Annotated in this window: 21 protein-coding genes and 6 tRNA genes; 13 read left to right on the top strand and 14 right to left on the bottom strand. The window is 48.7% G+C overall.

Features of this window, described 5'->3' with window-relative positions; translation table 11 throughout:
* Positions 1–47 precede the first annotated feature (47 nt).
* Both M975_RS13400 and M975_RS13395 read left to right on the top strand, forming a co-directional pair.
* Positions 48–1352, top strand: a complete 1305-nt coding sequence (locus tag M975_RS13400) for an MFS transporter (protein ID WP_064560175.1) — start codon at positions 48–50, stop codon at positions 1350–1352.
* A 45-nt stretch (positions 1353–1397) separates the two neighbouring features.
* Entirely contained in the window at positions 1398–4064 is a 2667-nt protein-coding gene (locus tag M975_RS13395; RefSeq protein WP_064560173.1) for an alpha-L-rhamnosidase, read from the top strand.
* A 91-nt stretch (positions 4065–4155) separates the two neighbouring features.
* Here M975_RS13395 and crr read toward each other — a convergent pair whose 3' ends face one another.
* From crr to cysZ, 5 genes are all read right to left on the bottom strand, one after another.
* Positions 4156–4665 (bottom strand): PTS glucose transporter subunit IIA, encoded by a 510-nt coding sequence (gene crr / locus M975_RS13390; RefSeq protein WP_034459029.1) that lies wholly within the window; start codon positions 4663–4665, stop codon positions 4156–4158.
* A gap of 40 nt (positions 4666–4705) precedes the next feature.
* Positions 4706–6433: a phosphoenolpyruvate-protein phosphotransferase PtsI gene (ptsI, locus tag M975_RS13385; protein WP_064560171.1), complete on the bottom strand. Its 1728-nt coding sequence runs from the start codon at positions 6431–6433 to the stop codon at positions 4706–4708.
* Between the two features lie 44 nt (positions 6434–6477).
* A complete protein-coding gene (gene ptsH / locus M975_RS13380; RefSeq protein WP_034459025.1) occupies positions 6478–6735 on the bottom strand; it encodes a phosphocarrier protein Hpr in 258 nt (85 codons plus the stop codon).
* A gap of 393 nt (positions 6736–7128) precedes the next feature.
* Positions 7129–8100: a cysteine synthase A gene (gene cysK, locus M975_RS13375; protein ID WP_064560169.1), complete on the bottom strand. Its 972-nt coding sequence runs from the start codon at positions 8098–8100 to the stop codon at positions 7129–7131.
* 152 nt (positions 8101–8252) lie between these two features.
* A complete protein-coding gene (gene cysZ / locus M975_RS13370) occupies positions 8253–9014 on the bottom strand; it encodes a sulfate transporter CysZ (protein ID WP_064560167.1) in 762 nt (253 codons plus the stop codon).
* A 230-nt stretch (positions 9015–9244) separates the two neighbouring features.
* Between cysZ and zipA the strand changes: the two genes are divergently transcribed.
* The 3 genes from zipA to M975_RS13355 all read left to right on the top strand — a co-directional run bounded on the left by zipA (position 9245) and on the right by M975_RS13355 (position 12550).
* Entirely contained in the window at positions 9245–10249 is a 1005-nt protein-coding gene (gene zipA / locus M975_RS13365; RefSeq protein WP_064560166.1) for a cell division protein ZipA, read from the top strand.
* 68 nt (positions 10250–10317) lie between these two features.
* Positions 10318–12336, top strand: coding sequence for an NAD-dependent DNA ligase LigA (ligA, locus tag M975_RS13360; protein ID WP_064560164.1), 2019 nt, complete (start codon positions 10318–10320; stop codon positions 12334–12336).
* 1 nt (position 12337) lies between these two features.
* Positions 12338–12550 (top strand): DUF3820 family protein, encoded by a 213-nt coding sequence (locus tag M975_RS13355; RefSeq protein ID WP_064560162.1) that lies wholly within the window; start codon positions 12338–12340, stop codon positions 12548–12550.
* 10 nt (positions 12551–12560) lie between these two features.
* Here the strand turns inward: M975_RS13355 and M975_RS13350 are convergent, their stop codons facing one another.
* Positions 12561–13550: a bile acid:sodium symporter family protein gene (locus M975_RS13350; RefSeq protein WP_064560160.1), complete on the bottom strand. Its 990-nt coding sequence runs from the start codon at positions 13548–13550 to the stop codon at positions 12561–12563.
* Positions 13551–13640: 90 nt separating this feature from the next.
* Between M975_RS13350 and M975_RS13345 the strand changes: the two genes are divergently transcribed.
* The gene (locus tag M975_RS13345; protein WP_064560158.1) at positions 13641–14570 is read left to right on the top strand and encodes a LysR family transcriptional regulator; all 930 of its coding nucleotides are present in this window, start codon (positions 13641–13643) and stop codon (positions 14568–14570) included.
* Here M975_RS13345 and M975_RS13340 read toward each other — a convergent pair.
* The 5 genes from M975_RS13340 to M975_RS13320 all read right to left on the bottom strand — a co-directional run bounded on the left by M975_RS13340 (position 14567) and on the right by M975_RS13320 (position 15482).
* Positions 14567–14911: a FlxA-like family protein gene (locus M975_RS13340; protein ID WP_064560156.1), complete on the bottom strand. Its 345-nt coding sequence runs from the start codon at positions 14909–14911 to the stop codon at positions 14567–14569. The genes M975_RS13345 and M975_RS13340 overlap by 4 nt on opposite strands.
* A 188-nt stretch (positions 14912–15099) precedes the next feature.
* A tRNA-Lys gene (locus tag M975_RS13335) sits at positions 15100–15175 on the bottom strand.
* Positions 15176–15178: 3 nt separating this feature from the next.
* Positions 15179–15254 (bottom strand) — tRNA-Val (locus M975_RS13330).
* Positions 15255–15287: 33 nt separating this feature from the next.
* Positions 15288–15363 (bottom strand) — tRNA-Val (locus M975_RS13325).
* A gap of 43 nt (positions 15364–15406) precedes the next feature.
* A tRNA-Val gene (locus M975_RS13320) sits at positions 15407–15482 on the bottom strand.
* A gap of 374 nt (positions 15483–15856) precedes the next feature.
* On the opposite strand from M975_RS13320, the gene gltX reads away from it, so the two are divergent.
* Entirely contained in the window at positions 15857–17272 is a 1416-nt protein-coding gene (gene gltX, locus M975_RS13315; RefSeq protein ID WP_064560154.1) for a glutamate--tRNA ligase, read from the top strand.
* Positions 17273–17335: 63 nt separating this feature from the next.
* On the opposite strand, the gene M975_RS13310 is transcribed toward gltX, so the two are convergent.
* Positions 17336–17689 (bottom strand): YfeC-like transcriptional regulator, encoded by a 354-nt coding sequence (locus M975_RS13310; protein ID WP_064560152.1) that lies wholly within the window; start codon positions 17687–17689, stop codon positions 17336–17338.
* A 223-nt stretch (positions 17690–17912) separates the two neighbouring features.
* Between M975_RS13310 and M975_RS13305 the strand changes: the two genes are divergently transcribed.
* From M975_RS13305 to M975_RS13290, 4 genes are all read left to right on the top strand, one after another.
* A tRNA-Ala gene (locus M975_RS13305) sits at positions 17913–17988 on the top strand.
* 48 nt (positions 17989–18036) lie between these two features.
* Positions 18037–18112: transfer RNA gene (locus tag M975_RS13300), tRNA-Ala, on the top strand.
* Between the two features lie 290 nt (positions 18113–18402).
* Entirely contained in the window at positions 18403–20598 is a 2196-nt protein-coding gene (locus tag M975_RS13295; RefSeq protein ID WP_064560151.1) for an EAL domain-containing protein, read from the top strand.
* Between the two features lie 36 nt (positions 20599–20634).
* Positions 20635–22275, top strand: a complete 1641-nt coding sequence (locus M975_RS13290; protein ID WP_064560149.1) for a diguanylate cyclase — start codon at positions 20635–20637, stop codon at positions 22273–22275.
* A 53-nt stretch (positions 22276–22328) separates the two neighbouring features.
* Here M975_RS13290 and M975_RS13285 read toward each other — a convergent pair whose 3' ends face one another.
* Positions 22329–23516, bottom strand: coding sequence for a NupC/NupG family nucleoside CNT transporter (locus tag M975_RS13285; protein ID WP_034458999.1), 1188 nt, complete (start codon positions 23514–23516; stop codon positions 22329–22331).
* Positions 23517–23805: 289 nt separating this feature from the next.
* Here M975_RS13285 and M975_RS23590 point away from each other — a divergent pair, with 289 nt between their 5' ends.
* Both M975_RS23590 and M975_RS13280 read left to right on the top strand, forming a co-directional pair.
* Positions 23806–23895 (top strand): hypothetical protein, encoded by a 90-nt coding sequence (locus M975_RS23590; RefSeq protein WP_420535613.1) that lies wholly within the window; start codon positions 23806–23808, stop codon positions 23893–23895.
* Complete coding sequence (locus tag M975_RS13280; RefSeq protein ID WP_064560147.1) at positions 23876–25114, top strand: Nramp family divalent metal transporter; 1239 nt, start codon at positions 23876–23878, stop codon at positions 25112–25114. Before M975_RS23590 ends, M975_RS13280 begins: the two co-directional genes overlap by 20 nt.
* Before the next feature lie 77 nt (positions 25115–25191).
* Here M975_RS13280 and M975_RS13275 read toward each other — a convergent pair whose 3' ends face one another.
* Positions 25192–25548 (bottom strand): DUF2502 domain-containing protein, encoded by a 357-nt coding sequence (locus M975_RS13275; protein ID WP_064560146.1) that lies wholly within the window; start codon positions 25546–25548, stop codon positions 25192–25194.
* Positions 25549–25591: the final 43 nt, after the last annotated feature.

Genomic DNA, 25591 nt, shown 5'->3' with positions numbered 1-25591 from the left:
GAATAAGTCATACATGATGTAAGCGATAATTTAATGGAGTCAATGTTATGGATAAAACAAAAATCATTAACCCCTGGTACGTGGGGGTTGTTTCGGGAATGGCATCTTATATCGACTCGGCCGCTATTGTTTCCAATGGCACAGCGTTAGTTATTTATCAGAAAGCGATTGGTATTACTTCGGCTGATATTGGTGTTCTTTCCGGCGTATTAACTCTATGCATTGCTATTGGCGCATTTTTAGGTGGCAGGTTAGGCGACCGTCTCGGCAGGCGAAGAGTGTTTATTACCACCATGGCAATGATTGTTTTAGGATCACTGATGCTGACGTTTGGCAAAGTCTTTGCTGTCTTGTTAGCAGGGACGATGTTTGTTGGCCTGGCGACAGGGGCTGATTTACCGGTTTCTTTGGCGACTATTGCAGAAGCGGCCTGTGATAAAAACCGCGGCAAGATTATCGGATTATCCAATTTGCTGTGGCTGGTGGGTATCAGCACCACGATGGGCGTTTCAGCAGTCGTCGGGGGCTGGGGGCAACTGGGTGCACAAATTATGTATCTCCATGTGGGCATTGTTGCCGCCGTTTTGCTGTTATTGCGTTGGACGATTCCTGAATCACCAATGTGGCTACTTGCACGTGATGAGAAACGCCGGGGGGCTACAACGATTCGCGCGCAAAAGTCGTCGTTTAAAGATCTGCTGCATGGTAAATATTTATGGCCGTTTGTCGCGCTATGCTTTTTTTATACATTAGTGAATCTGGCGGCAAATACCGGCGGGCAATTTGGGACTTATGTCGCCGTGAATGTCGTCGGTATTACGGTTGAGAAAAACTCGCTGTGGAATTTGTTGTTGATGCCTGTGGGCGTGTTATCTGGTTTGTTATTTATGAAGATGGTTGATACATCAAAAAGAATGCTGATTTTTATTATTGGCGCATTCTTTTTTGCTGGCGGTTTCTTTATGCCTGTATTACTAAATTTCTCACCATTATCATGGTTCTGCTTCCTTTTATTTACAGCGACCGGCAGCGGCATGGCCTTTGAAGGTATTATGAAAGTGTGGTCGCAGGAGTCATTCCCGACCATGCTCCGTTCAACAGCGCAGGGGGCGATTGTGGGTGTGGCACGTTTATCATGTGCATTATTGGCCTTCGTGACACCTGTTTTACTCGATGCGGGACCGGTAGCACTTTATTCCATTCTTTCAGCAATTGTTGCTCTTGGTATGTTTATTGGCTGGTTGTGTTTCCATCGCCAACAAAGAAATGAATTTTCCAGTGAGGGTGAAATGGTGGTGGAAAAACATTTCAGCGCATCTGTATTACCTGTTGAAGCGATTCATACAAAATAAATATCGGATCTGCAAAATATTGAGTTATCAAAGGAGTCTTTCATTATGCTGTCAGTCAAAAAGGTCACGCTTGACTATGAGTTATCTTTATCGGGTATCGATGGTTTTCCAGTTATCGGTTGGGAGATTGAAAGTAACCAAAGGAATGTGAAGCAAGTTTGTTATCAGTTACAGGTGAGTGATGATAAATACTTCGATGCTGTTTTATTTGATAGCGGAGTAATCAGTAGTGACGCTTCGGTGAATGTGAATATTAATGAAATTTTACTGCATCCCTCAACACGTTATTTTGTCCGTGTGAAAATTAAAGATAACCATGGTGAGGAAAGCCTGTGGAGTACCGCAGCAGGATTTATTACCGGGCTGCTGGACACCCCCTGGTCAGGGGATTTTATTTCTGCTGAAACTCTTGCAGATAAAGACAATTCAAAAGTCACACTATTAAGAAAAACCTTTTCACTCAACAACGACAGTGCGGTGGCTTCCGCATATTTGCATGTATCGGCTTTAGGGGTTTATCAGTTTTATCTTAATGGAGGCAAAGTCGGTAATGATGAGCTAACGCCTGGCTGGACGAGCTACCACAACCATTTGCTTTATCAAACTTACGATTTGAGCGAGCAACTCAAGCCGGGTGAGAACGCTATTGGCGCTGAGCTGGGGGCTGGCTGGTATAAAGGTGATATGGGCTTTACCCGCGACAGGAATTATTACGGCGAACAGACCGCACTCATCTGCCAACTGGTGATTCATTATGAGGATGGAACCCGACAGATTGTGGTCACCGATAATTCCTGGCGTGGCGACGATTCACCTATTCTCTTCTCTGAGATTTATGACGGTGAAATTTGTGATGCAAGCTTTGAGCAAGAAGGCTGGAATAAAACGGGTTTTGATGACGCTCACTGGCGACCTGTCAGCCTGGTTTCTTATGATAAAAAAGTGCTCACCGCGCAGGGCGCCTGCAAAGTAAAAAAAATAGCCACGCTGGAACCCACTTCGATTATCACGACGCCGCAGGGCGATACGGTTATCGACTTCGGGCAAAACCTGAGTGGCTGGGTTGAATTCAAAGTAAATGGCAATTGGGGTGACAAAGTTATTCTGCGCCATTTCGAGACGCTGGATGCTCAGGGAAATGTTTATCTGGATAATCTGCGTTCAGCGAAACAACGCGTGGAGTATGTTTTAAAAGGCGGGGCGACGGAGGTTTATCACCCTCGCTTTACCTGGCAGGGTTTTCGCTACGTAAAAGTCGAAAGCTACCCTGGAAATGTCAGCCCTGAGAATTTCAAAGCTGTGGTGCTGCATTCGGATATGGCACAAACCGGGCAATTCAATTGTTCAAATGAAGATTTAAACCAGCTTCATCACAACATTCTGTGGGGGTTAAAAGGGAATTTCATTGATGTCCCGACCGACTGCCCCCAGCGCGATGAAAGACTGGGCTGGACAGGGGACGCACAGATATTTTGCCGCACGGCCAGTTACCTGATGCATACGCGTAATTTCTTTGCGAAATGGCTCCGGGATCTGCAACACGACCAGACGCCAGAAGGCGGTGTGCCGCACGTCATTCCTGATATTCTCACAGGGCATTGCGCGAATGATATCAACCTGGCCGAGGGAGGAACGCACTCAGCAGCGGCGTGGGCAGATGCCGCGGTTATCAATCCATGGACGATGTACCTGATGTATGGCGACACTCGCGTTCTGGAAAACCAGTATCAGAGCATGAAAGGTTGGGTGGATTTTATGCTCACGCATTCCGAGAATCTGATCTGGCGCTATAAATTGCAGTTTGGCGATTGGGTTGCGCTGGATGCGAAAGAGGGGAGTTATTTTGGCGCGACGCCGACGGATCTTGTCTGCACGGCCTATTTTGCTTACTCCACGCAGTTGTTCAGCCAGGCCGCCAAAGCGCTCAATCGAACAGAAGATTTTGAGCGCTACAGCGCTTTGCATCAGCAAATCGTTCAGCGTTTTCAGGATGAGTTTTTCACGCCGTCAGGCAGGCTGGCGGCCAGAACGCAGACTGCACATATTCTGGCGCTCTATTTTAACCTGGTGCCAGAATCCTTCCGTGAACGCACTGTGAATACGCTTGTAGAACTCCTGCGCGAGCATGATGGCCATCTGGTGACCGGCTTTGTGGGAACCCCTTATTTTTGCCATGCACTAAGCCAGAATGGGCGGGAAAAAGAGGCGTGGGAACTGCTGCTTAAGGATGATTTTCCCTCCTGGTTGTATCAAGTAAAAGCAGGTGCAACGACCATCTGGGAGCACTGGGATGGTATGAAGCCTGACGGCTCGATGTGGAGCGCCGATATGAACTCGTTTAACCATTATGCGTATGGTGCGGTGGGGGAGTGGTTGTATCGCTCCGTGGCGGGTATTGAGGCAGACGCCGATGAACCTGGCTTTAAGCATGTGATTATCGCGCCGACTATTGGTGGTAACGTTTCCTGGGTCGATGCGGCTTATGACTCCGTTTACGGAGAAATTAAGGTTCGCTGGCAAGTGAGACAAAGCAGTGCGGGGGATATTGTGACGTTGGATGTTAAGGTTCCACATAACACACATGCGACCCTAAAACTTTCGGGCATCGGAGAGCTGCTGTCAGCTCGGGATATGACCTTTAAGCTGCAAAAGAATAGCGGATTTGCAGAGGTAGGATCGGGAGATTATAAGGTCGAATATCTGCGCGCATAAAATTCAGTGCCAGACATAGACGAAAAAAAACCGGAAATAGACATTTCCGGTTTTTTTATTCATTGCAGGGAGATGACCTGCCGCGTGAATCTTACTTCTTGATGCGGATTACTGGGGTTTCACCCACAGTCACGCTACCAGTCAGTTTGATCAGCTCTTTGATTTCGTCCATGTTGGAGATAACAACCGGAGTCAGGGTAGACTTCGCTTTCTCTTCCAGCAGGGCCAAATCAAATTCAATTACCACGTCGCCTTTCTTAACACGCTGGCCTTCTTCAGCGATACGCTTGAAGCCTTCGCCTTTCAGTTCAACAGTGTCGATACCGAAGTGAACGAACAGCTCAATGCCGCTATCAGATTCGATAGAGAAAGCATGGTTAGTTTCGAAGATTTTACCGATGGTGCCGTCAACCGGGGCAACCATTTTGTTGCCAGTCGGTTTAATTGCAATACCATCACCAACAATCTTCTCGGCGAAAACCACATCTGGAACATCTTCAATATTGACGATTTCGCCAGAAAGTGGGGCAACAATCTCAATGGTTCCGGTGTCTTTTTTATCATCAGAAACCAGAGATTTCAGTTTATCAAACAAACCCATGATCTTCTCCTAAGCAGTAAATTGGGCCGCATCCGGTGGATTAGCAGATTGTTTTTTCTTCAATGAACTTGTTAACCAGCATCATTAACTCGTCCGTTGTCGGTTGAGCAAGTGCTTGCTCTGCTAACACCTTCGCATCTTCGAAGTTCGTGTTACGAATAATCTTCTTAATGCGCGGGATAGAAATGGCACTCATACTAAATTCGTCCAGACCCATACCCAGCAACAGAAGTGTAGCACGTTCGTCGCCTGCAAGCTCACCACACATACCGGTCCATTTACCTTCAGCATGAGAAGCATCAATAACTTGCTTAATCAGAGTCAGTACGGACGGTGACATTGGCTGGTAAAGATGTGAAATCATATCATTACCACGGTCAACTGCCAGGGTGTACTGCGTCAGATCATTGGTACCGATACTGAAGAAGTCGACTTCTTTTGCCAGGTGGTGAGCAATCGTGGCCGCAGCCGGAGTCTCAACCATCACGCCAACTTCGATAGTTTCGTCAAACGCTTTGCCTTCTTCACGCAGCTGCGCCTTCATGATTTCAATTTCTGCTTTCAGTGCACGCACTTCTTCAACAGAGATGATCATTGGGAACATGATGCGTAATTTACCGAATACAGAAGCACGCAGGATAGCGCGAACCTGAGCGTACAGGATCTCTTTACGATCCATGGCGATACGTACTGCACGCCAGCCCAGGAACGGGTTCTCTTCTTTCGGGAAGTTCATGTACGGCAGCTCTTTATCGCCACCGATATCCATGGTACGCACGATAACTGCTTGTGAGCCACAGGCTTCAGCAACAGCTTTGTACGCCGCGAACTGCTCATCTTCAGTTGGCAGTGAATCACGGTCCATGAACAGGAATTCTGTACGATACAGACCTACACCTTCTGCACCATTGCGCTCAGCACCGTCGACATCACGAACAGTACCAATGTTTGCGCATACTTCTACCTGATGACCATCGAGAGTGATTGCTGGCAGGTCTTTCAGTTTTGCCAGTTCAGCTTTCTCAGAAGCTTCTTGCTGCTGTACAGCACGCAGGGCTTCGATCTCGTCGTTGGTTGGGTTAACGTAAACTTTATTGTTAACAGCATCGAGGATCAGGTAATCGCCGTTCTTCACCTGGCTGGTCACGCTACCCGTACCCACGATCGCTGGCAGTTCAAGAGAACGCGCCATGATAGAAGTGTGGGAGGTACGACCGCCGATATCGGTGATGAAACCCAGAACCTTCTGCAGGTTAAGTTGTGCGGTTTCAGACGGAGTCAAATCTTTAGCAACCAGGATAACTTCATCCTGAATAGAGCTCAGATCGATAATCGCTAAACCAAGGATATTGCGCAGCAGACGCTTACCGATGTCACGTACGTCAGCCGCACGTTCTTTCAGGTACTCATCGTCTAATTCTTCCAGCGCGATAGCCTGGCCTTCGATAATTTCATGAGCAGCTGCATCAGCCGTCACTAATTTATCTTTGATAAGGGCTATGATTTCCTGCTCAAGCTCTTCGTCTTCCAGCAACATAATGTGGCCTTCGAAGATAGCTTCCTTTTCTTCACCGAAGGTCTCGCCAGCTTTAATTTTGATCGCTTCTAATTGAGATGACGCTTTGGCGCGCCCACTTAAGAAACGCTCAACTTCCTGCTCAACTTTGTCGGCAGAAATTTTCTTCCGGTCGATGACAATTTCATCTTCCTTCAGCAAAAGTGCCTTGCCGAAAGCGATACCCGGGGATGCTAAAATGCCTGAAATCATAACCCTACCTTACTTGTGACTGATATTTACGAAGAACCCAGAACTTACTCGAGCTCAGCCATCAGTTTTACCAGATGCTCAACTGCTTTCTGATCATCTTCGCCTTCAGCGGAGATGGTCACAACTGTACCTTGAGTCAGGCCCAGAGTTTGCAGTTTGAACAGGCTTTTCGCGCTTGCGCTTTTGCCGTTGGAGGTCACAGTGATCTCAGAAGTGAAGCCTTTAGCTTCTTTAACGAACTGAGCAGCAGGGCGGGTATGCAGACCGTTTGGAGCGGTGATGGTAACTTCTTGCTGGAACATTGTATTTCCCCAACTTATAGGTTTAGTGTTGTGGAACTAAAGTCTAGCCTGGTGGCAAAACTTTAGCCTGTATAGTTAGAGCCGCGTTAACTTTTACTGTACGCGACACAGGATGCTTTCGGGAATCGCGAAATGTGCTTTGGCATTCACCATGCGCTTCGCGGTTCGCTCGTCATTAATCATTATGCCGTGAAATGTGTTTTTCCACCAAATCGTTAAATCGATTCAGCAGATCTATCTCACATTCCGATTAATTTCGCGCATCAAAATAATTTGCTGGATAGATACCAGACCTGACGAACTGACGCAATGGCAGGTTAACCAAAAGTTTGACGAACACCACAAAAAAGCACCCATTCGGGTGCTTTTTTACACTGTTTTACCTGACTGGCATCACTGTTGCAGTTCTTTTTCAGTGAAAAGATCGGCAAAGAGGGCAGTACTCAGGTAACGCTCCCCTGAGGATGGCAGTATAACCACAATGTTTTTGTTGGTAAATGCTTCATCTTCCTGAAGTTTTAATGCGGCGGCAACAGCAGCACCGGATGAAATTCCGGCCAAAATGCCTTCTTCTTCCATCAAACGACGTGCGGTTGAGATTGCTTCATCGTTGGTGATGGCAATCACTCTGTCGATAAGTTTCAGATCAAGGTTACCCGGGATAAAACCGGCACCAATACCCTGAATTTTGTGCGGGCCTGGTTTGAGTTCTTCACCCGCCAGCGCCTGAGCGATGACCGGAGAGTCAGTTGGTTCGACGGCAACGCTAATAAGATCGGTTTTGCCTTTGGTGTTTTTGATATAACGGCTCACACCGGTCAGCGTGCCACCCGTACCCACGCCAGCAATAAATACGTCCACTTCGCCGTCGGTATCTTCCCAGATTTCCGGGCCGGTGGTTTTTTCGTGGATTTCCGGGTTTGCAGGGTTACTAAATTGTTGCAGCAGCAGGAATTTCTCTGGGTTGCTGGCAACAATTTCTTCAGCTTTCTGAATCGCGCCTTTCATGCCTTTCGCGCCTTCAGTCAATACCAGGTTAGCACCCAGCGCTTTGAGCAGCTTACGACGTTCAATACTCATGGTTTCAGGCATGGTCAGCGTCAGTTTGTAACCACGTGCAGCAGCAACATATGCCAGAGCAATACCGGTGTTACCACTGGTTGGTTCAACGAGCTCAATGCCAGGCTTGAGTACACCGCGTTTCTCGGCGTCCCAAATCATATTGGCTCCGATACGGCATTTGACGCTAAAGCTCGGGTTACGGGACTCTACCTTGGCCAGGATGCGCCCATTACCGATGCGGTTCAGTCGAACCAGCGGCGTATGGCCGATAGTCAGAGAGTTGTCTTCATAGATCTTGCTCATAGCCCGTCCTTAACTGTATGAAATTTGGGAAACGTCATCAGCATACCTGCTTAGAAGTTATGCGGAAGTAAAGAAATCGCATATCTATATGTAGAAGGGAAATAAGCAGAAGCCAGAAGGAATAAGGAGCAGCATAAGCCGCTCCTCAGAAATCACTTCCACATGGCGTGTTTCGGCCGATAACAATCGACCCACATGGCGGTAGCACCACAGACTGCGACGGGCATGATGACCAGGTTCAGGAAGGGGATAAGCGTAAACAGGCTGACCATCGAGCCAAACTGCATATTGATGATTTTCTTCTCACGCAGCGCAATGCGCATCTCTTTAAATGGCACTTTATGGTTATCAAATGGATAGTCACAATACTGAATTGCCAGCATCCATGCGCTAAACAAGAACCATAAAACCGGGGCAACGGTTTGACCGATACCCGGTATGAAATAGAGCACCAGCAGTACCAGCGCACGTGGCAGATACCAGGAGAGCTTTTGCCATTCACGTTTCATGATGCGCGGGATATCTTTCATGATGCCAAACACGCCGGTATCTGGCGGTGTCGCACCCGTCAGTCGCGCTTCAAGCTGTTCTGCCAGCAAACCATTAAAAGGCGCGGCTATCCAATTCGCAATGGTTGAGAAGAAATAACCAAAAACCAACAGGATAGAAACAACCGCAAGCGGCCAAATCAGATAGCTCAGCCACTGCAACCAATCTGGAACGTAGGAAAGTAGCGTAGGGACCCACACATCCAGGCGCGTAAATAACCACCAGAATGCGCCACCCATCAGTAAAATATTGACCAGCAGCGGCATGAGCACGAAACGTTTAATTCCTGGCTCACGGACCAACTTCCAGCCCTGCGAAAAATAATAAACGCCACTGCGTGGCACGGTTCCTGACGTTGAAACCATAACTGAACGAACTCCTTTTTGGGCTTTGCTTTGAGATGCAGAGCTATCATAACTGACTGTCAGGATAAAAACTTATTAGGAAATGGTCGAAAAAACAGCATAAAGTCGATTTTAGACCATCTTTATGCTGAGAAAACCGTGCGCGGACTTGCACTTGAGCAGATGGGCAAATACTCTTAGTGAGTAAATGTTTGCCGCGGTGGCAAGGTGTTAGAACAACAGAGAATATAATGATGCAGGATTTGCGTCTGATATTAATTATTGTTGGCGCGATCGCCATAATAGCCTTACTGGTTCACGGCCTGTGGACGAGTCGTAAGGAACGTTCTTCCGTTTTTCGTGATCGTCCAATGAAGCGCCTGAAGTCTAAGCGTGACGAATACGAGCCAGAAGACGACCAGGCTGACGATGATCAAGATGATGGAGTAGGTGAGGTGCGTGTGCGTCGGGTTAATCCTGCGCCGGAAGCAACGACTCGCGAGCCAGAAATGTCTCGTCAGCCGCAAGCCCCTCAACATCAGTACGAGCCGCCTTACGCCTCTGCGGAGCCGCGTCAAAGCGCGCCTGTGCATCAACCTGAGCCGGTAGCCCCTCGTCAGGAAGTGCCTGTTACGCAGACACACCAATCTGCGCCTCAGCAGTATGTGCAGCCTGTTGTTCACCAGACAGCGGCTCACCAGCAGACGGTTCAACAGCCAACTGTGCAGCAACCAGAAGTACCGCCAGCGCCAGTTCAACCTGTTCAGCATGTTGAACCTGTCGCGGAACCCGTGGTTGCTCAACCTGCACCTGAAGCACCAGCACGCCGTAAAGAGACAGTGATTGTGCTGAACGTTTCGGCTCATGCGGGTAGCATGATTAACGGCGATGTGCTGTTAAACAGCATTCAGCAAGCTGGGTTTATCTTTGGCGAAATGAACATTTTCCACCGCCATTTAAGCCCGGATGGTAGCGGCCCGGTTCTGTTTAGCCTTGCCAATATGGTTAAGCCTGGTTCGTTTGACCCGGAAAGCATGACCAATTTTGCAACGCCTGGCGTGACCATCTTCATGCAGGTGCCGTCTTATGGCGACCCGGCGCAGAACTTTAAGCTGATGCTTCAGTCTGCCCAGCATATTGCCGATGAAGTCGGTGGTGTGGTGCTTGACGACCAACGCCGCATGATGACACCGCAAAAAATGCGTGAGTACCAGGACCGTATCCGCGAAGTGGTTGAAGCTAACATCAGCCACTGATACGCGCTCTGAACATGTTTTTCTTTGAACCCTCGGATTCCGGGGGTTTTTTATATTGATGGTGCGATATGGACACAATCGAACAAAAAATCACTCAACTGCGAACCACGCTTCGCCATCATGAATATCTCTATCATGTGCTTGATACCCCAGAAATCCCGGATGCTGAATATGATCGCTTGATGGGTGAGTTGCGCGCATTAGAAGAAGCGCACCCTGAGTTCATCACTGCAGATTCACCGACACAACGCGTGGGTGCGGCACCCTTAAGCGAATTTACCCAGGTTCGCCATGAAGTGCCGATGCTGTCGCTCGATAATGCCTTTGATGAAGCGAGCTATCTCGCGTTTAATAAGCGAGTCCAGGACCGCTTAAAAAGTGCAGAAGCCATTACTTTTTGCTGCGAGCTGAAACTCGATGGCCTCGCAGTGAGCCTGCTTTATGAAGATGGAGTACTGGTTCGTGCCGCCACTCGTGGCGATGGTACGACGGGCGAAAACATTACCGCCAACGTGCGCACCATCCGCTCTATCCCGCTTAAACTGCGTGGCGAGAACATCCCTCGTCGCCTGGAAGTCCGTGGTGAGGTATTCCTGCCTCAGGCGGGCTTTGAAAAGATTAACGAAGAAGCGCGCCGCACAGGCGGGAAAATCTTTGCTAACCCGCGTAACGCGGCAGCCGGATCTCTGCGTCAACTCGATCCTCGCATTACGGCAAAGCGCCCGTTAACCTTCTTCTGCTACGGCGTGGGTTTGCTTGAAGGCGGTGAATTGCCAGCCAGCCACCATGGGCGTTTGCAGCAGTTTAAAGAGTGGGGGTTGCCGGTGAGCGACCGCATTCGTCTGTGTAATACACCGGAAGAAGTGCTGGCGTTTTATCATCAGGTTGAAGCCGATCGCCCGAAATTAGGTTTTGATATCGACGGCGTTGTTATCAAAGTTGACTCGCTCGCGCTGCAAGAAACTCTGGGCTTTGTTGCGCGTGCACCGCGTTGGGCGGTGGCGTTCAAGTTCCCGGCTCAGGAACAAATGACCCTTGTGCGTGACGTTGAGTTCCAGGTTGGGCGCACCGGGGCGATTACCCCAGTTGCCCGTCTTGAACCCGTTCAGGTCGCAGGCGTGCTGGTTAGCAATGCCACACTGCATAATGCGGATGAAATTGAGCGTCTGGGTTTGAGAATCGGCGATCGTGTTGTCATTCGCCGCGCGGGTGATGTTATCCCGCAGGTTGTTGGTGTTGTGGAGTCTGAACGCCCGGAAAATACCACCGAGATTATCTTCCCGACGCATTGCCCGGTTTGTGGCTCTGACGTTGAACGTGTGGAAGGCGAAGCAGTTGCGCGTTGTACCGGCGGCCTGATTTGCGGTGCGCAGCGTAAAGAAGCACTTAAACATTTTGTTTCGCGTCGCGCGCTGGATGTTGACGGTATGGGCGACAAGATAATCGACCAGCTGGTTGAGAAAGAATACGTTCACACGCCTGCGGATCTTTTCCGCCTGACGGCCGGTAAACTTACCGGACTCGATCGTATGGGGCCGAAGTCGGCACAAAACGTGGTTGATGCACTGGAAAAAGCAAAAGAAACCACTTTTGCCCGCTTCTTATATGCGCTCGGTATTCGTGAAGTGGGTGAAGCGACAGCGGCAGGTTTAGCGGCGCATTTTGGTACGTTGGATGCGTTAATTGCGGCAAGTATCGAAGATCTGCAAAAGGTCCCTGACGTGGGGATTGTGGTCGCCACTCATACATTTAACTTCTTTGCTGAAGAGAGCAACCGTGAAGTGATTCGCCAGTTGACTGAAGAAGCAGGCGTTCACTGGCCAGCTCCGGTTATCATCAAAGCGGAAGAGATCGACAGCCCGTTCGCCGGTAAAACGGTAGTGCTAACAGGGTCACTGAGCATCATGTCGCGTGACGATGCGAAAGCACGCCTGGTGGCGTTAGGTGCGAAAGTTGCGGGCAGCGTATCGAAGAAAACCGATTTGGTGATTGCCGGTGAAGCAGCGGGCTCAAAACTTGTCAAAGCTCAGGAGCTTGGCATTGAAGTTATTGATGAAGCGGAAATGATTCGCTTATTAGGTGCCTGAGATGGACAAAGAACAGCTTATCGAGATAGCGAATACGGTAATGCCGTTTGGCAAATATAAAGGCCGCGTGCTGATTGATGTGCCGGAAGAGTATTTCCTGTGGTTTGCGCGTAAAGATGAATTTCCGCAAGGCCATCTTGGTGAGCTTATGCGCCTGACGTTGCTGATTAAAACCGAGGGATTGGAGGGGCTGGTGAAGCCCCTCAAAAGATAATTACCATTCACTATGCGTTTTCGGTGGTGGCTTTTGCCGCCACTTGCGTCTGTGCCTGATAACGGCGAGCAAGAACCGCGCATATCATTAACTGCAACTGGTGGAAGATCATTAGCGGCAGTACCATCATCCCCACGCTTGCTACCGGGAACAGAATATTTGCCATTGGGATACCGTTCGCCAGGCTCTTTTTCGAGCCGCAGAACACAATGGTAATTTCATCCGCCTTACTAAAGCCCAGACGCCTTGCAACGAACATATTAAGGCTGATGACAATAGCCAGTAATACCAGACTGACCACCACAATAAACAGCAGTGAGCCCAGGCCGACTTTGTGCCAAATTCCATGCCTGACCGCTTCGCTAAATGCCGTGTAAATGACGAGTAGAATTGAAGTCTGATCCGTTTTACCAATCCATTTTTTATGTTTTGCTACCCAATTACCAATCCACGGGCGAGAAAGATGACCCGCCACAAACGGCACCAGTAACTGCATCATAATGCTGCCGACCTGCTGCAAACTGCCGCTCGCGCCATGAACATGCATCACCATGCCCACCAATAGCGGCGAGAGGAAAATACCCAGCAGGCTTGAAGCAGAGGCAGCACAGACGGCCGCTGCCACGTTGCCACCGGCAAGGGAAGTAAACGCAATCGCCGATTGCACTGTGGCAGGCAAAATACACAGATACAAAAAGCCGGTATAAATCTCCGGGCTGACATTGACCGGAGCCCACCAGGCGAACAACACGCCCAGCACCGGGAATAGCACGAAGGTGCTACACATAACCCACAGGTGCAAACGCCAGTGGCTACTGCCTGCAATAATCGCTTCGCGCGAAAGCTTGGCGCCGTGCATAAAGAATAACAGTGCGATTGCCGCTGTCGTCAGCCCTTCAAAAAAGCCAACAAAGCTGCCTTGTGCGGGAAAGAAAGACGCCAGTAATACGGTAACAACTAGCGTCAGCGTGAAAGGGTCGAGTACGCGAAAGAGTTTCATCATTATTCCTCAAACTGTTGTAGGGCTATTGTGCTTTTATTGTTTTTAGAAATAAAATTGATTTATTGAATGCATTGATGAAAAAAATAGATGAATTACTCTCTGCGCCAGTTAAAAGTGTTCGTCGCCGTGGCTCATGCCGGAAGTTTTAGCCGGGCAGGGGAGCAAATTGGCCTGAGCCAATCAGCGGTCAGCCATAGCGTAAAAGAATTAGAGAATGAGATTGGCGTAAAGCTGCTGGATCGTACCACCCGAGAAGTGGTGTTGACCGAAGCGGGCCAACAACTCGCGGCAAGGCTTGAACGCCTGCTGGAAGAATTGACCAGTACGCTACTGGACACGCGCAGCGTTGGCCATCAGCTAAGCGGATCGGTGCGTGTTGCTGCCAGCCAGACCATTTCTGCCCATTTAATGCCGCAATCCATTGCTGCTGCGGCTCAGGAATTCCCGTCCATCCGTTTTGTGCTTCATGACCGCCCGCAACAGTGGGTGCTGCAAAGCATTCGCCAGGGGGAAGTGGATTTTGGCATAGTGATCGACCCGATTCAGGCAAACGATTTGGATTGTGAAGTGGTGCTTTCCGAGCCGTTTTTATTACTTTGCCGCAATGACCACCCGTTAGCCGCGCAGTTACAAGTATCGTGGCAGGCCTTACAAGGTGAAAACCTGGTGCTACAGGATTACGCATCAGGAAGCCGCCCGTTAATTGATGATGCATTAATGCGTCAGGGGATTGAGGCCAATATTGTTCAGCAGATTGGCCACCCAGCAACACTGTTTCCAATGGTCGAAGCGGGGATTGGTATTAGCGTTCTCCCGGCGCTGGCATTGCCATTGCCCAAAGAGCGCCCGCTCGTGGTCAGGCAGTTGGTTCCGGTTGTCGATCGGCAATTAATGTTGGTGCGGCGAAAGAATCGCTCACTTTCTCGTGCTGCTGAGGCTATCTGGCAGGTTATGCGTCAACAGGCGCAGCAGTTAACGGCTGCTCGCCTGGGAGATCCACTGTTTAATAAAGATTAAATATAGATATCAATCTGATGGTCTTCGGAGGGTTTATTCACGCCTTCTACTCGGGATTGCTGCTGTTCCTGTTTTTTATCTGCGGCTTCAACCTGCTCGCGTTGTAGCTGTGCCAGTTGCGCCTGAAGCATGTTAATTTGTGACTGAATCAGCTCTTGTTGTTTTTGCTTTTCTTCCGTAGTGCCGCTGCCGTTAGAAATATCTTTTGCTTGCTGAGTCAATTTGGTTATTTGCTCAGTGAGTCGGCTGATTTGTGACGCCAGGCTGTTGCCAGAGTTTGCTGAAGCACTGCTTGTGCTGGCCTGCGGCGAAGGTGTTGATGTATTGATAGTGCTGCTCATAATAATTCCCTGAAGGATGAGATGGAGCAGTTATCGTCTGAATGCGCAGATATCTTGAGGGGGAGAAGGTGAAAACCACTATTTTTGGCAGTGTGTTAGTGAGAACCTGCCGCAGGTTCGAACCCAGCATGAAAAAGATCGAGCCTTAGAAACAACAAAAGCGCCCCGAAGGCGCTTTTGTCTAAATTTGGTGGGGCGTGCAGGATTCGAACCTGCGACCAATTGATTAAAAGTCAACTGCTCTACCAACTGAGCTAACGCCCCGAATGGTGGGTGATGACGGGCTCGAACCGCCGACCCCCTCCGTGTAAAGGAGGTGCTCTACCAACTGAGCTAATCACCCAAACTTCGGTACTGCTATTGCAAGAGGAGATAATGGTGGGTGATGACGGGCTCGAACCGCCGACCCCCTCCGTGTAAAGGAGGTGCTCTACCAACTGAGCTAATCACCCAAATCTTATCTCTTGCTACACTGCGGAATCACTCACAAATGAATGGTGGGTGATGACGGGCTCGAACCGCCGACCCCCTCCGTGTAAAGGAGGTGCTCTACCAACTGAGCTAATCACCCCGCTGTGTGGAGTCGCATTATAGGGAGAGTTGAAAATGAGTCAACGCCTTTTCTAAAGATTTTGTTCGTTCGTCGTAAAAATAAACAATGCGATCACGAATTGTTCTTTGGCGATTGATTTGCCAACAGAATATAAGGATTACAGACAAGAAAGGGTATCTACATTGAGGAATCAGCGCACAGTGGTAGAATGTTGCCCACTGAATGACTCGTCATACTTCAGGTTACAGCGGTATTGGCATCCAGCCACTGGCCCATGCCAGCTCGTGAGGGCTCACTCCCTTGCCGTCTGGCTGTAACTCGAATTATGTAGAGTAAAATATTCCCTGGCATTTGCCGGTACCCCGGTACTTTTGCGTAATTAAGGCCGTTTAATGAAAATCAAAACTCGCTTCGCGCCAAGCCCAACTGGCTATTTGCACGTTGGTGGTGCTCGTACTGCTCTCTACTCCTGGCTTTTTGCTCGTAACCATGCGGGCGAGTTCGTGCTGCGTATAGAAGACACTGACCTTGAGCGTTCAACTCCAGAAGCTATCGAAGCTATTATGGATGGCATGAACTGGTTGAGCCTTGAGTGGGATGAAGGCCCGTATTACCAGACTAAACGCTTTGATCGCTACAACGCGGTTATCGACGAGATGCTGGAAGTGGGTACCGCATATAAGTGCTACTGCTCTAAAGAACGCCTTGAAGCACTGCGTGAAAAACAAATGGCAGATGGCGACAAGCCTCGTTACGACGGTCGCTGCCGTCACGGTCATGAACATCACGAAGCTGACGAACCTTGCGTTGTGCGTTTCGCTAACCCGCAAGACGGTTCTGTCATTTTCGACGACCAGATCCGTGGGCCAATCGAATTCAGCAACCAGGAACTCGACGATCTGATCATTCGCCGTACCGATGGTTCCCCAACCTATAACTTCTGTGTAGTTGTGGATGACTGGGATATGGAAATCACCCACGTGGTTCGTGGTGAAGACCATATCAACAACACACCACGCCAAATTAACATCCTGAAAGCGTTGAATGCGCCAGTGCCCGTTTATGCACACGTTTCCATGATTAATGGTGATGACGGCAAAAAACTGTCTAAACGCCACGGTGCAGTCAGCGTAATGCAGTATCGTGATGACGGTTATCTGCCAGAAGCACTGCTGAACTACCTGGTGCGTTTAGGCTGGTCACACGGCGATCAAGAGATCTTCACCCGTGAAGAGATGATCAAGCTGTTCACCTTAGATTCAGTGAGCAAATCTGCCAGCGCATTCAACACCGAAAAATTGCAGTGGTTGAACCATCACTACATTAACCACCTTGCACCTGAATATGTTGCCACGCACCTGCAATGGCATATCGAGCAGCAAAATATTGATACCCGTAATGGCCCGCAACTGGCTGAACTGGTGACACTGCTTGGCGATCGCTGCAAAACGCTGAAAGAGATGGCAGAAACTTGCCGCTACTTCTATGAAGACTTCAGTGAGTTCGATGCAGACGCGGCGAAAAAACACCTGCGCCCGGTTGCTCGCCAGCCGCTGGAAGTGGTGCGTGACAAACTGTCCGCATTGGCTGACTGGACTGCGGAAAATGTCCATAACGCTATTCAGGCAACGGCTGATGAATTGGAAGTGGGTATGGGCAAAGTTGGCATGCCACTGCGCGTTGCAGTAACAGGAGCAGGGCAGTCACCTGGTCTTGACGTCACGGTTCATGCTATTGGCAAACAACGTTCTATCGCGCGTATTAACCAAGCGTTGGAATTTATCGCCCAGCGTGAAGCGCAACAGTAACGAACACAGTTGTTATGAGTAGTTGCTAAAAAGCCGGCTTATGCCGGCTTTTTCATATTCGTTTTACTCATCACGAATATCTAAACGTTTCAAAACGCCTGCAATCCCTTCTCGCAACAGCAGTGCTGACATTTTTTCTTGCTCTGTCAGCGACATCTGTTTCATCGCATTAAGCAGCAACCCTTCCAGAGAAGTGTCATTAACGTGGTAACTGCCGATTTTTTCCGAAACACGTTTTGCACTATTGATAAAATCGCGAACACGTTCATCAACATGGATCAGGCGGGCTTTCCCTCCCTGAACACCGGGTTTTTGCGTGGTAAGCCAGCTTTCTTTACGCACCCATTTGTTAATTGTTTGGCGACTGTATCCGGTAATCATCGCCAGCTCTTCTGGTGTCATACGTTCCTTGAGCACAGTGTTTTCCTTAAATTCAAAAGGGTTATTAGTGGTTCATTTTATGGGATCATTTTACTGGAAACTGTGACAGGATTAACTACCAGGGGATGATATGCAATTTGCTTTTGTCCGCATTGTTTGCTTTTTCGACGATTGATCGCAGAAGCGGAATTTGACGTTGACACTCTTGAATGGGTTTCATATGATGCCGCCCGTCGATACGACACGGTGTTCACGGTATGGGGCTATAGCTCAGCTGGGAGAGCGCTTGCATGGCATGCAAGAGGTCAGCGGTTCGATCCCGCTTAGCTCCACCAAATCTTAACCAGCAAGATTTGAACCGTTTACACAGTAAGACCCTTCGTGGGGCTATAGCTCAGCTGGGAGAGCGCTTGCATGGCATGCAAGAGGTCAGCGGTTCGATCCCGCTTAGCTCCACCAAAATATGAAACCCTCGCCTGATGGCGAGGGTTTTTTCGTTTTTGCGCCAGAAAAACGCAGCAAAATAGCGACGCCAGTACGCCTTTCTTTATACAAACTCTCGAGTATTTAAATACGACTTATTCTCAGTATGAATATATCAAACTATTTCTCTTTGTTGGATTGTATAAAAAATCAATAAATTGAATGGCATGTAATAATCACTCAACTTGATTTGCGCAACAAATAAACGTATTATTTATCACCGAATAATGCTGCAAAGCCATTACAGAATTCTTATACCAGGGCTTATGATTTTTCAAAAATCCATCAGAAAATACGTCACAGCACTGGTTTTATCTCTCCTGCTTGTCCCTTTTTCTCGCTACATTTCACCGTTAACAACTATTGATGGTATTCAGGTTTATCTCGCCTATCTGCCGATGAGTTTGATGATTGCCATGGTGTTTATCTATGGCCGTGTCGCGATTATTCCTCTGATAATTGCGTCAGCAGTGACATTCTCATTACTCCTTCATATGTCATGCGTGGCGTTAGCATCGTTTGTTTTTTGCCTGATATTTCCAATCATTGTTTGTAGCATGATGGTGCGTAATTATCTTGGAGCACGGTGGCGCCATGCTCTGACCGATAAAGGTGTGGGGATCCGCATATTCTGGTTCGGGTTTGTTGCACCCTTTAGCACGAAATTATTGATGTATCTGGCCGGGCACTATATTCAATTCCCGGCAGCAGTGGCTGCGTATTTCGGTGACAATTCACTGATGTTTATGGTGGTGGATTTTCAAAACTTAATTGCCGCCTCGCTGATATTCACTTTTCTGTTTTATTACCCGCTCAGAATGATCCTGAACCCAAATTATGCACGAGCCTTCTGGCGTCGCTGCGTGATGCGTGATTTCGTTGGGCCGCGTCGTTTTTATTCATTTACGTGGGTATTGTGCCTGGCGGTTCTGCTGGTGGTGCTGTGCTCGTCGTGGGGCATATTGCAGGTTTCAGGCTATCTGGTGCCTGTTATCTTTGTATTGTTTACACAGGGGATCCGCCATTTTGGCCCGCGCATCATGGGGCTGCTGTGGGCCATCTCCGTGTGGCTACTGCTGACCTATAACGACGGTTTCCTGTACGGCGTTAATACAGAATTTGCCCTGTCATTTGTTCTTTCTGTTTTCATCTCTTTTTCCGTCTGCATGTCGTACATGACGATGATGTTTAAGAAAAACGAATGGATGAAACACATTTATCAGTCGCAAGCATTAACCGACCCATTAACGCAATTGCCGAATTTACGTGCGCTGGAACATCATGTGCAATGCTACCCGGAAGGTACGCTTTGCTGCCTGCGGATGTCGAACCTGGAGTTTTTAAGTCGCCATTACGGCATGATGATGCGAATTCACTGCAAACGTATTATCACCAGTCAGATAACCCCTTTCCTGCATGAAGGCGAGCAGGTATTTCAATTACCAGGAAGTGAATTACTCATTTTCCTGCGTGGTCAACATACTGATGCGCGGCTTGAGCATATTGTCGATTTACTCAATAGCAAAAAAATAACCTGGCATAACACCATGCTGGAAATTGAATATGGCGCTTCCTACAGCGTTATCGACAATAGCCTTGAAGAATTGCACCATACATTAGGGCAATTAAGTTACCTTTCCGATCAGGCGAGTGAATCTCTGGGCGTGCTCAGCCTCAACACCCGGGTAGAATATGTCTCTGACAAGACGACCGAGCGTGTTTTGCTATTGCAAAAAATTAAACGTGCCTTGAATGAAGAAGAACCCGTCACGCTTTATGCACAACCTATTGTTAATAAAATGGGGCATGGGTATCACGAAATACTGAGTCGGATAATTTTTGAAGACGAGTTAATTACGCCGGATAAGTTTATTCCTGTCATTGCTGAGTTTAACCTCAGCACGCGCTTTGACATGTTAGTGGTGAAGAAGCTGGTGAATTACTTGTATCTTCACCCGGAGAAGGGCGAACAGTCGCGTTTCTCGGTAAATCTTATGCCATTAACATTGATGCAAAAGGATATTGCGCAGAATATTATTTCTTTGTTTACCCAATTCCAGGTACCAGCAAGTAGCGTCATTATTGAAGTCACCGAGGAACAGGCGTTTTCAAACTCAGAAACCTCAATGCAGAACATTACGTTACTGCGTGACTACGGTTTTAAAATCGCTATAGATGACTTTGGCACCGGCTATGCGAACTACGAACGGCTGAAAAGGCTACATGCAGACATTATCAAGATTGATGGTTGCTTCATCAAAGATATCACTACGGACTCCCTTGACCCGCTGATTGTGAAATCTATCTGTGATATGGCTCGCGCGAAGCAATTAGTTGTTGTTGCTGAATTTGTTGAGACGGAAGAACAGCGCGTGCTGTTAAATGAACTTGGCGTACACTTTTTACAAGGGTACCTGCTTGGTAAGCCAGAACCACTCACATCAGTCCATTCATTAAGGTAGCCGTATGTTGCGAGCATATGATCACAGGACTGTATTGTGAGTACTTCAAGAGCGAGTCGATTTCGTTTGCCGTTGAATAACACGCTACGTGTTATTCACCTGTGCTTCATTTTTGTTTTTGCCCTGACCGCAATCCTGTTCTGGCAGCAAGGGCAGCTGTTTAGTCAGGGTTATCGCACCAGCCAGTTAAGTCATCTGGAAAGTGTGATTGCGCGCATAGAAAGCCGGGCGCAGTACAAGATTGATAACCTTCGCTATTTAAAAAGAATATTTATTGAAGCCATGGATGATCCGATCTTCCCCGGCAGCCCAGTGACGCCATGGGAAGTGAATGAAAATTCGATTCAAAGGCCGCTGTGGATAGGCGAGTTGCCCTTGCCTGATAGTGTCACTGAGGATGATGAATTACCGGATCAGGAGTCACTGGAGGTGCGCCAACAACTCAACGGGTTGCGTAAAATCCAGGGGCTTTTCCCCCTGGCAACCGGATCCCATGAACTGTTTGCCGATTTGTATTACATCTCGCGCGAAGGCGAATTTATCGCCTCTTTGTCGAAAGAGGTGAACTCGCTGCTGATCAATAGCTATAACCCACACGAAAAGCTGGGCAGTTTTGTGCTGGCATCCCCGCTGTTAAATCCCAAACGAACGGCTTTCTGGACGCGACAAAATATTGCTAACAGCGATGAGACGCTAATCAACGCCTCTATCCCTGTCGATTTTGGGGGGGAATGGATTGGCTTGCTGGGCATTGCATTTGATAGTCAGTCAGTTCAGAAATTCCTCTCATCTTCGTTACCGGAAGACACCCAAAGTGCCTACCGACTGTATGATGCACAGTTAAAACCTCTGACGAAATCTGTGGGCGCGGAAAATAACGTTCAGTTAAGCGTGAAGCAGAAAGAAACCATTCTCCGAATGTTGGCGGATAATCCCCGTGGTAGCTTCCGTTCCGGATTGGTCTATATCACGTTTGGCCAGCTGAGAGGGACTCACTCGGTGCTGGTGAGCACCCAGACCGTGAGTCAGGGGCTGCATGAGGATTTTGGGCGATTCAGTTTACTTCTCATCACGATGTTTTTGATTTTCTCGCTTTCCCTGTTGGGTGCCTACCGCATTATTTGCCGTCTGGTGCGGAATATGGGCAATTTGCAACGTGAAATGCACCATCATGCGCTTCACGATGATTTAACCGGGGCGCTTAACCGGCGTGGATTCTTCGATAAAACCTCACAAACTATGCCGGACAATGTGGATTACACGTTGGTACAACTCGATCTCGACCACTTCAAGAAAGTGAACGATGTTTACGGGCATCAGGTCGGTGACAATGTGCTGGTGCATGCCACACAACGTATTCAGCGAGCTATCCGTAACCAGGACATTTTGGGGCGTATCGGCGGGGAAGAGTTCTGTATTTACTTACCGAATTCCGACCTCAAGGCCGGGATTATGGTCGCAACACGAATTAAGTGGGAGCTTGAGTCTTCTGTAATGATTATCGAGGACGGTTCATCGTTGCCTGTTACGGCATCACTGGGCGTGGCTTCACACAGTGAGTTTCCAGAATACACGTTAGACCAAATCCAGGCGCGGGCTGATATGCGAATGTACCGGGCTAAAGAGCGTGGCAGGAATCAGGTGTGTTGGCAGGATGATAGTGTGAGCCAGGCATAGAAATTTGGGCATAAAAAAACCGGGGCAAATGCCCCGGTTTTTTATTGTGAGAATTACAGGAACAGACCAGCGATAGACGCTGACAAAATACTCACCAGAGTTGCGCCGTAAACCAGTTTCAGGCCGAAGCGAGAAACCACGTTACCTTGCTCTTCGTTCAGGCCTTTAATCGCACCCGCGATGATCCCGATAGAAGAGAAGTTGGCAAATGAAACCAGGAACACAGACAGGATACCTTCCGCACGTGGGGAAAGCGTACCGGCCAGTTTTTGCAGATCCAACATCGCAACGAATTCGTTGGAAACCAGTTTGGTGGCCATGATGCTACCAACTTGCAACGCTTCATGTGATGGAACACCCATTACCCAGGCAACAGGGTAGAAGATGTAACCCAGGATGCCCTGGAAGGAGATGCCAAAGATTGCTGCAAACAGTGCGTTCAGTGCGGCGATCAAGGCAATGAAGCCAATCAGCATCGCTGCAACGATAATCGCAACTTTAAAACCTGCCAAAATGTATTCACCGAGCATTTCGAAGAAGCTTTGACCTTCATGCAGGTTAGACATCTGGATATTTTCTTCGCTCTCATCCACGCGGTAAGGGTTAATCAGCGACAGTACGATAAAGGTACTGAACATGTTCAACACCAGCGCGGCGACCACATATTTTGGCTCGAGCATCGTCATATAAGCACCGACAATCGACATGGACACGGTAGACATGGCCGTAGCGGACATGGTGTACATGCGGTTGCGCGACATTTTGCCGAGAATATCCTTATAGGCGATAAAGTTTTCTGATTGTCCCAGAATCAGCGAGCTTACGGCGTTAAAGGATTCCAGTTTACCCATACCATTCACTTTAGACAGAACGGTACCGATAAAGCGGATAACAATCGGCAGAACACGGATGTGCTGCAATATCCCGATCAAAGCCGAGATAAAGACGATTGGGCAGAGAACTTTCAGGAAGAAGAAGGCGAGTCCTTCGTCATTCATCTTACCGAATACAAAGTTTGTCCCTTCGTTAGCAAACGACAGCAGCTTCTCAAACATTTCTGAGAAACCTCTCACGAAGCCCAGACCAATTTCTGAGTTCAGGAAGAACCAGGCGAGAATGAGTTCGATCACTAACAGTTGAACAATAAAGCGAATACGAATCTGCTTACGGTTGCTACTCAGCAATAAAGCAAGTAGCGCTACCACGGCAAGCGCTAAGACAAAGTGAAGAACGCGGGACATATTTGCTCCAAACATGAGGCAGGTTTAATTTCGTTGCACATTCTATGAAACAAGCAATAAGAAAACGAGACTAATCGCACACTATAGTGATGTCCTGTGACCAAACTCAAAATTAGTGATCAACCATACATTTCTGCTATGTTAAGTAAAGAAGGTAAAAGTTGCGTCAACGCACATATCTCTAACATAGTGCTTGCCGCAGTTCATGAAAGTTAACTGACATATAAAATTGTCACTGCAAATTCCTCATTGTTTCCGTCTATCAAAATAATCGGTTTAAGCATTTTAAATGAATTTGATAATCATTCTCATTTTTGATAGCTTGAAACATAGCAAAGGCTATATCTCAGAGGCAGATGATGACAAACAGTCGCGTTGACAACAGTGGTACCCGCACAGCGCGCAGATTACGCCTGGCGCTGATGGGGCCGGCTTTTATCGCTGCCATCGGGTATATCGATCCCGGCAACTTTGCGACTAACATCCAGGCCGGGGCAAGCTTTGGCTACAAATTGCTATGGGTAGTGGTGTGGGCAAACCTGATGGCGATGCTTATCCAAATTCTCTCGGCAAAACTGGGGATTGCCACCGGCAAGAACCTCGCGGAACAAATCCGTGACCACTATCCGCGCCCGGTGGTGTGGTTGTACTGGATACAAGCCGAAATCATTGCCATGGCGACCGATCTGGCGGAGTTCATCGGTGCTGCGATTGGTTTTAAATTGATCCTGGGCGTTTCGTTACTCCAGGGCGCAGTGCTGACCGGTATTGCAACGTTCCTGATACTGATGCTGCAACGGCGCGGCCAGAAACCGCTGGAAAAAGTCATCGGTGGTTTGCTGCTGTTTGTGGCTGCGGCTTACATTGTTGAACTGATTTTCTCGCAGCCCAAACTGGCTGAACTGGGTAAAGGGATGCTGATCCCAAGCTTGCCGACCAGCGAAGCGGTGTTCCTGGCCGCTGGGGTTCTGGGGGCGACAATTATGCCGCACGTTATCTATCTTCACTCATCGCTTACCCAACATATGCACGAAGGCAATCGCGCCGAGCGTTACAGCGCGACCAAATGGGATGTGGGTATCGCAATGACGATTGCCGGTTTCGTCAATCTGGCGATGATGGCAACCGCTGCCGCGGCGTTTCACTTCACAGGCCACACCGGCGTTGCCGATCTGGATGAGGCGTACCTCACGCTGGAACCTCTTTTGAGCCATTCAGCGGCGACTATCTTTGGTTTGAGTCTGGTCGCGGCGGGTCTGTCTTCGACCGTTGTCGGTACGCTGGCAGGGCAGGTTGTGATGCAGGGGTTTGTACGCTTCTATATTCCGCTGTGGGTACGCCGCTCAGTCACTATGGCACCGTCATTTATTGTCATCCTGATGGGGCTTGACCCAACGCGCGTTCTGGTGATGAGCCAGGTATTGCTCAGTTTCGGTATCGCACTGGCGTTGGTGCCGCTGCTGATTTTTACCAGCAATGAAAAATTGATGGGCGATCTCGTCAATACCCGGCTGGTAAAACATATGGGGTGGGTGATTGTGGCTATAGTGGTAGCGCTTAATCTGTGGCTGCTGATTGGTACGGCATTGGGCCTGTAAGACATAAGATTTAATGGGTCAAGGCAAATTCAAAGCAAAAAATGGGAGCCGAAGCTCCCATGTGTCAATCTTTCGTATCAGTGGCGATGACCGCCGCCGTGACCATGCCCATGATCGCCACGGCCTCGGCCACGATGATCGTCACGGTCGTTCCATCCCGCGCGGTAGCCCTTCTCAAAGCTGTTGCGGCCACGGTCTTTATACCAGCCACGATGGTAGCCATTGTCATGGCGATGCCAGCCACGGTCACGCCATTCGTAATTACGGTGCCAGTAATCACGGTCGCGCCAGCCGCCGCCATCCCAATAATTACCGCGATAATCCTGATCGCCAATTTGAAGCTTAACTGACGGCAGCAGGGTGATTTCGCCCGCATTCGCCATCATTGGTGCAGATGCCAGTAATGCTATCGCAAGAATCAGTGACCTGAACATACTCTTTCCCCCTACACGGTAACCGCCAGAGCGGCTTGTTAGC

It is taken from the genome of Buttiauxella brennerae ATCC 51605 (assembly GCF_001654925.1).
Lineage (GTDB): Bacteria > Pseudomonadota > Gammaproteobacteria > Enterobacterales > Enterobacteriaceae > Buttiauxella > Buttiauxella brennerae.
The sequence above is the reverse complement of the archived record's forward strand: the minus strand, read 5'-3'. Positions and strand labels throughout refer to the sequence as shown.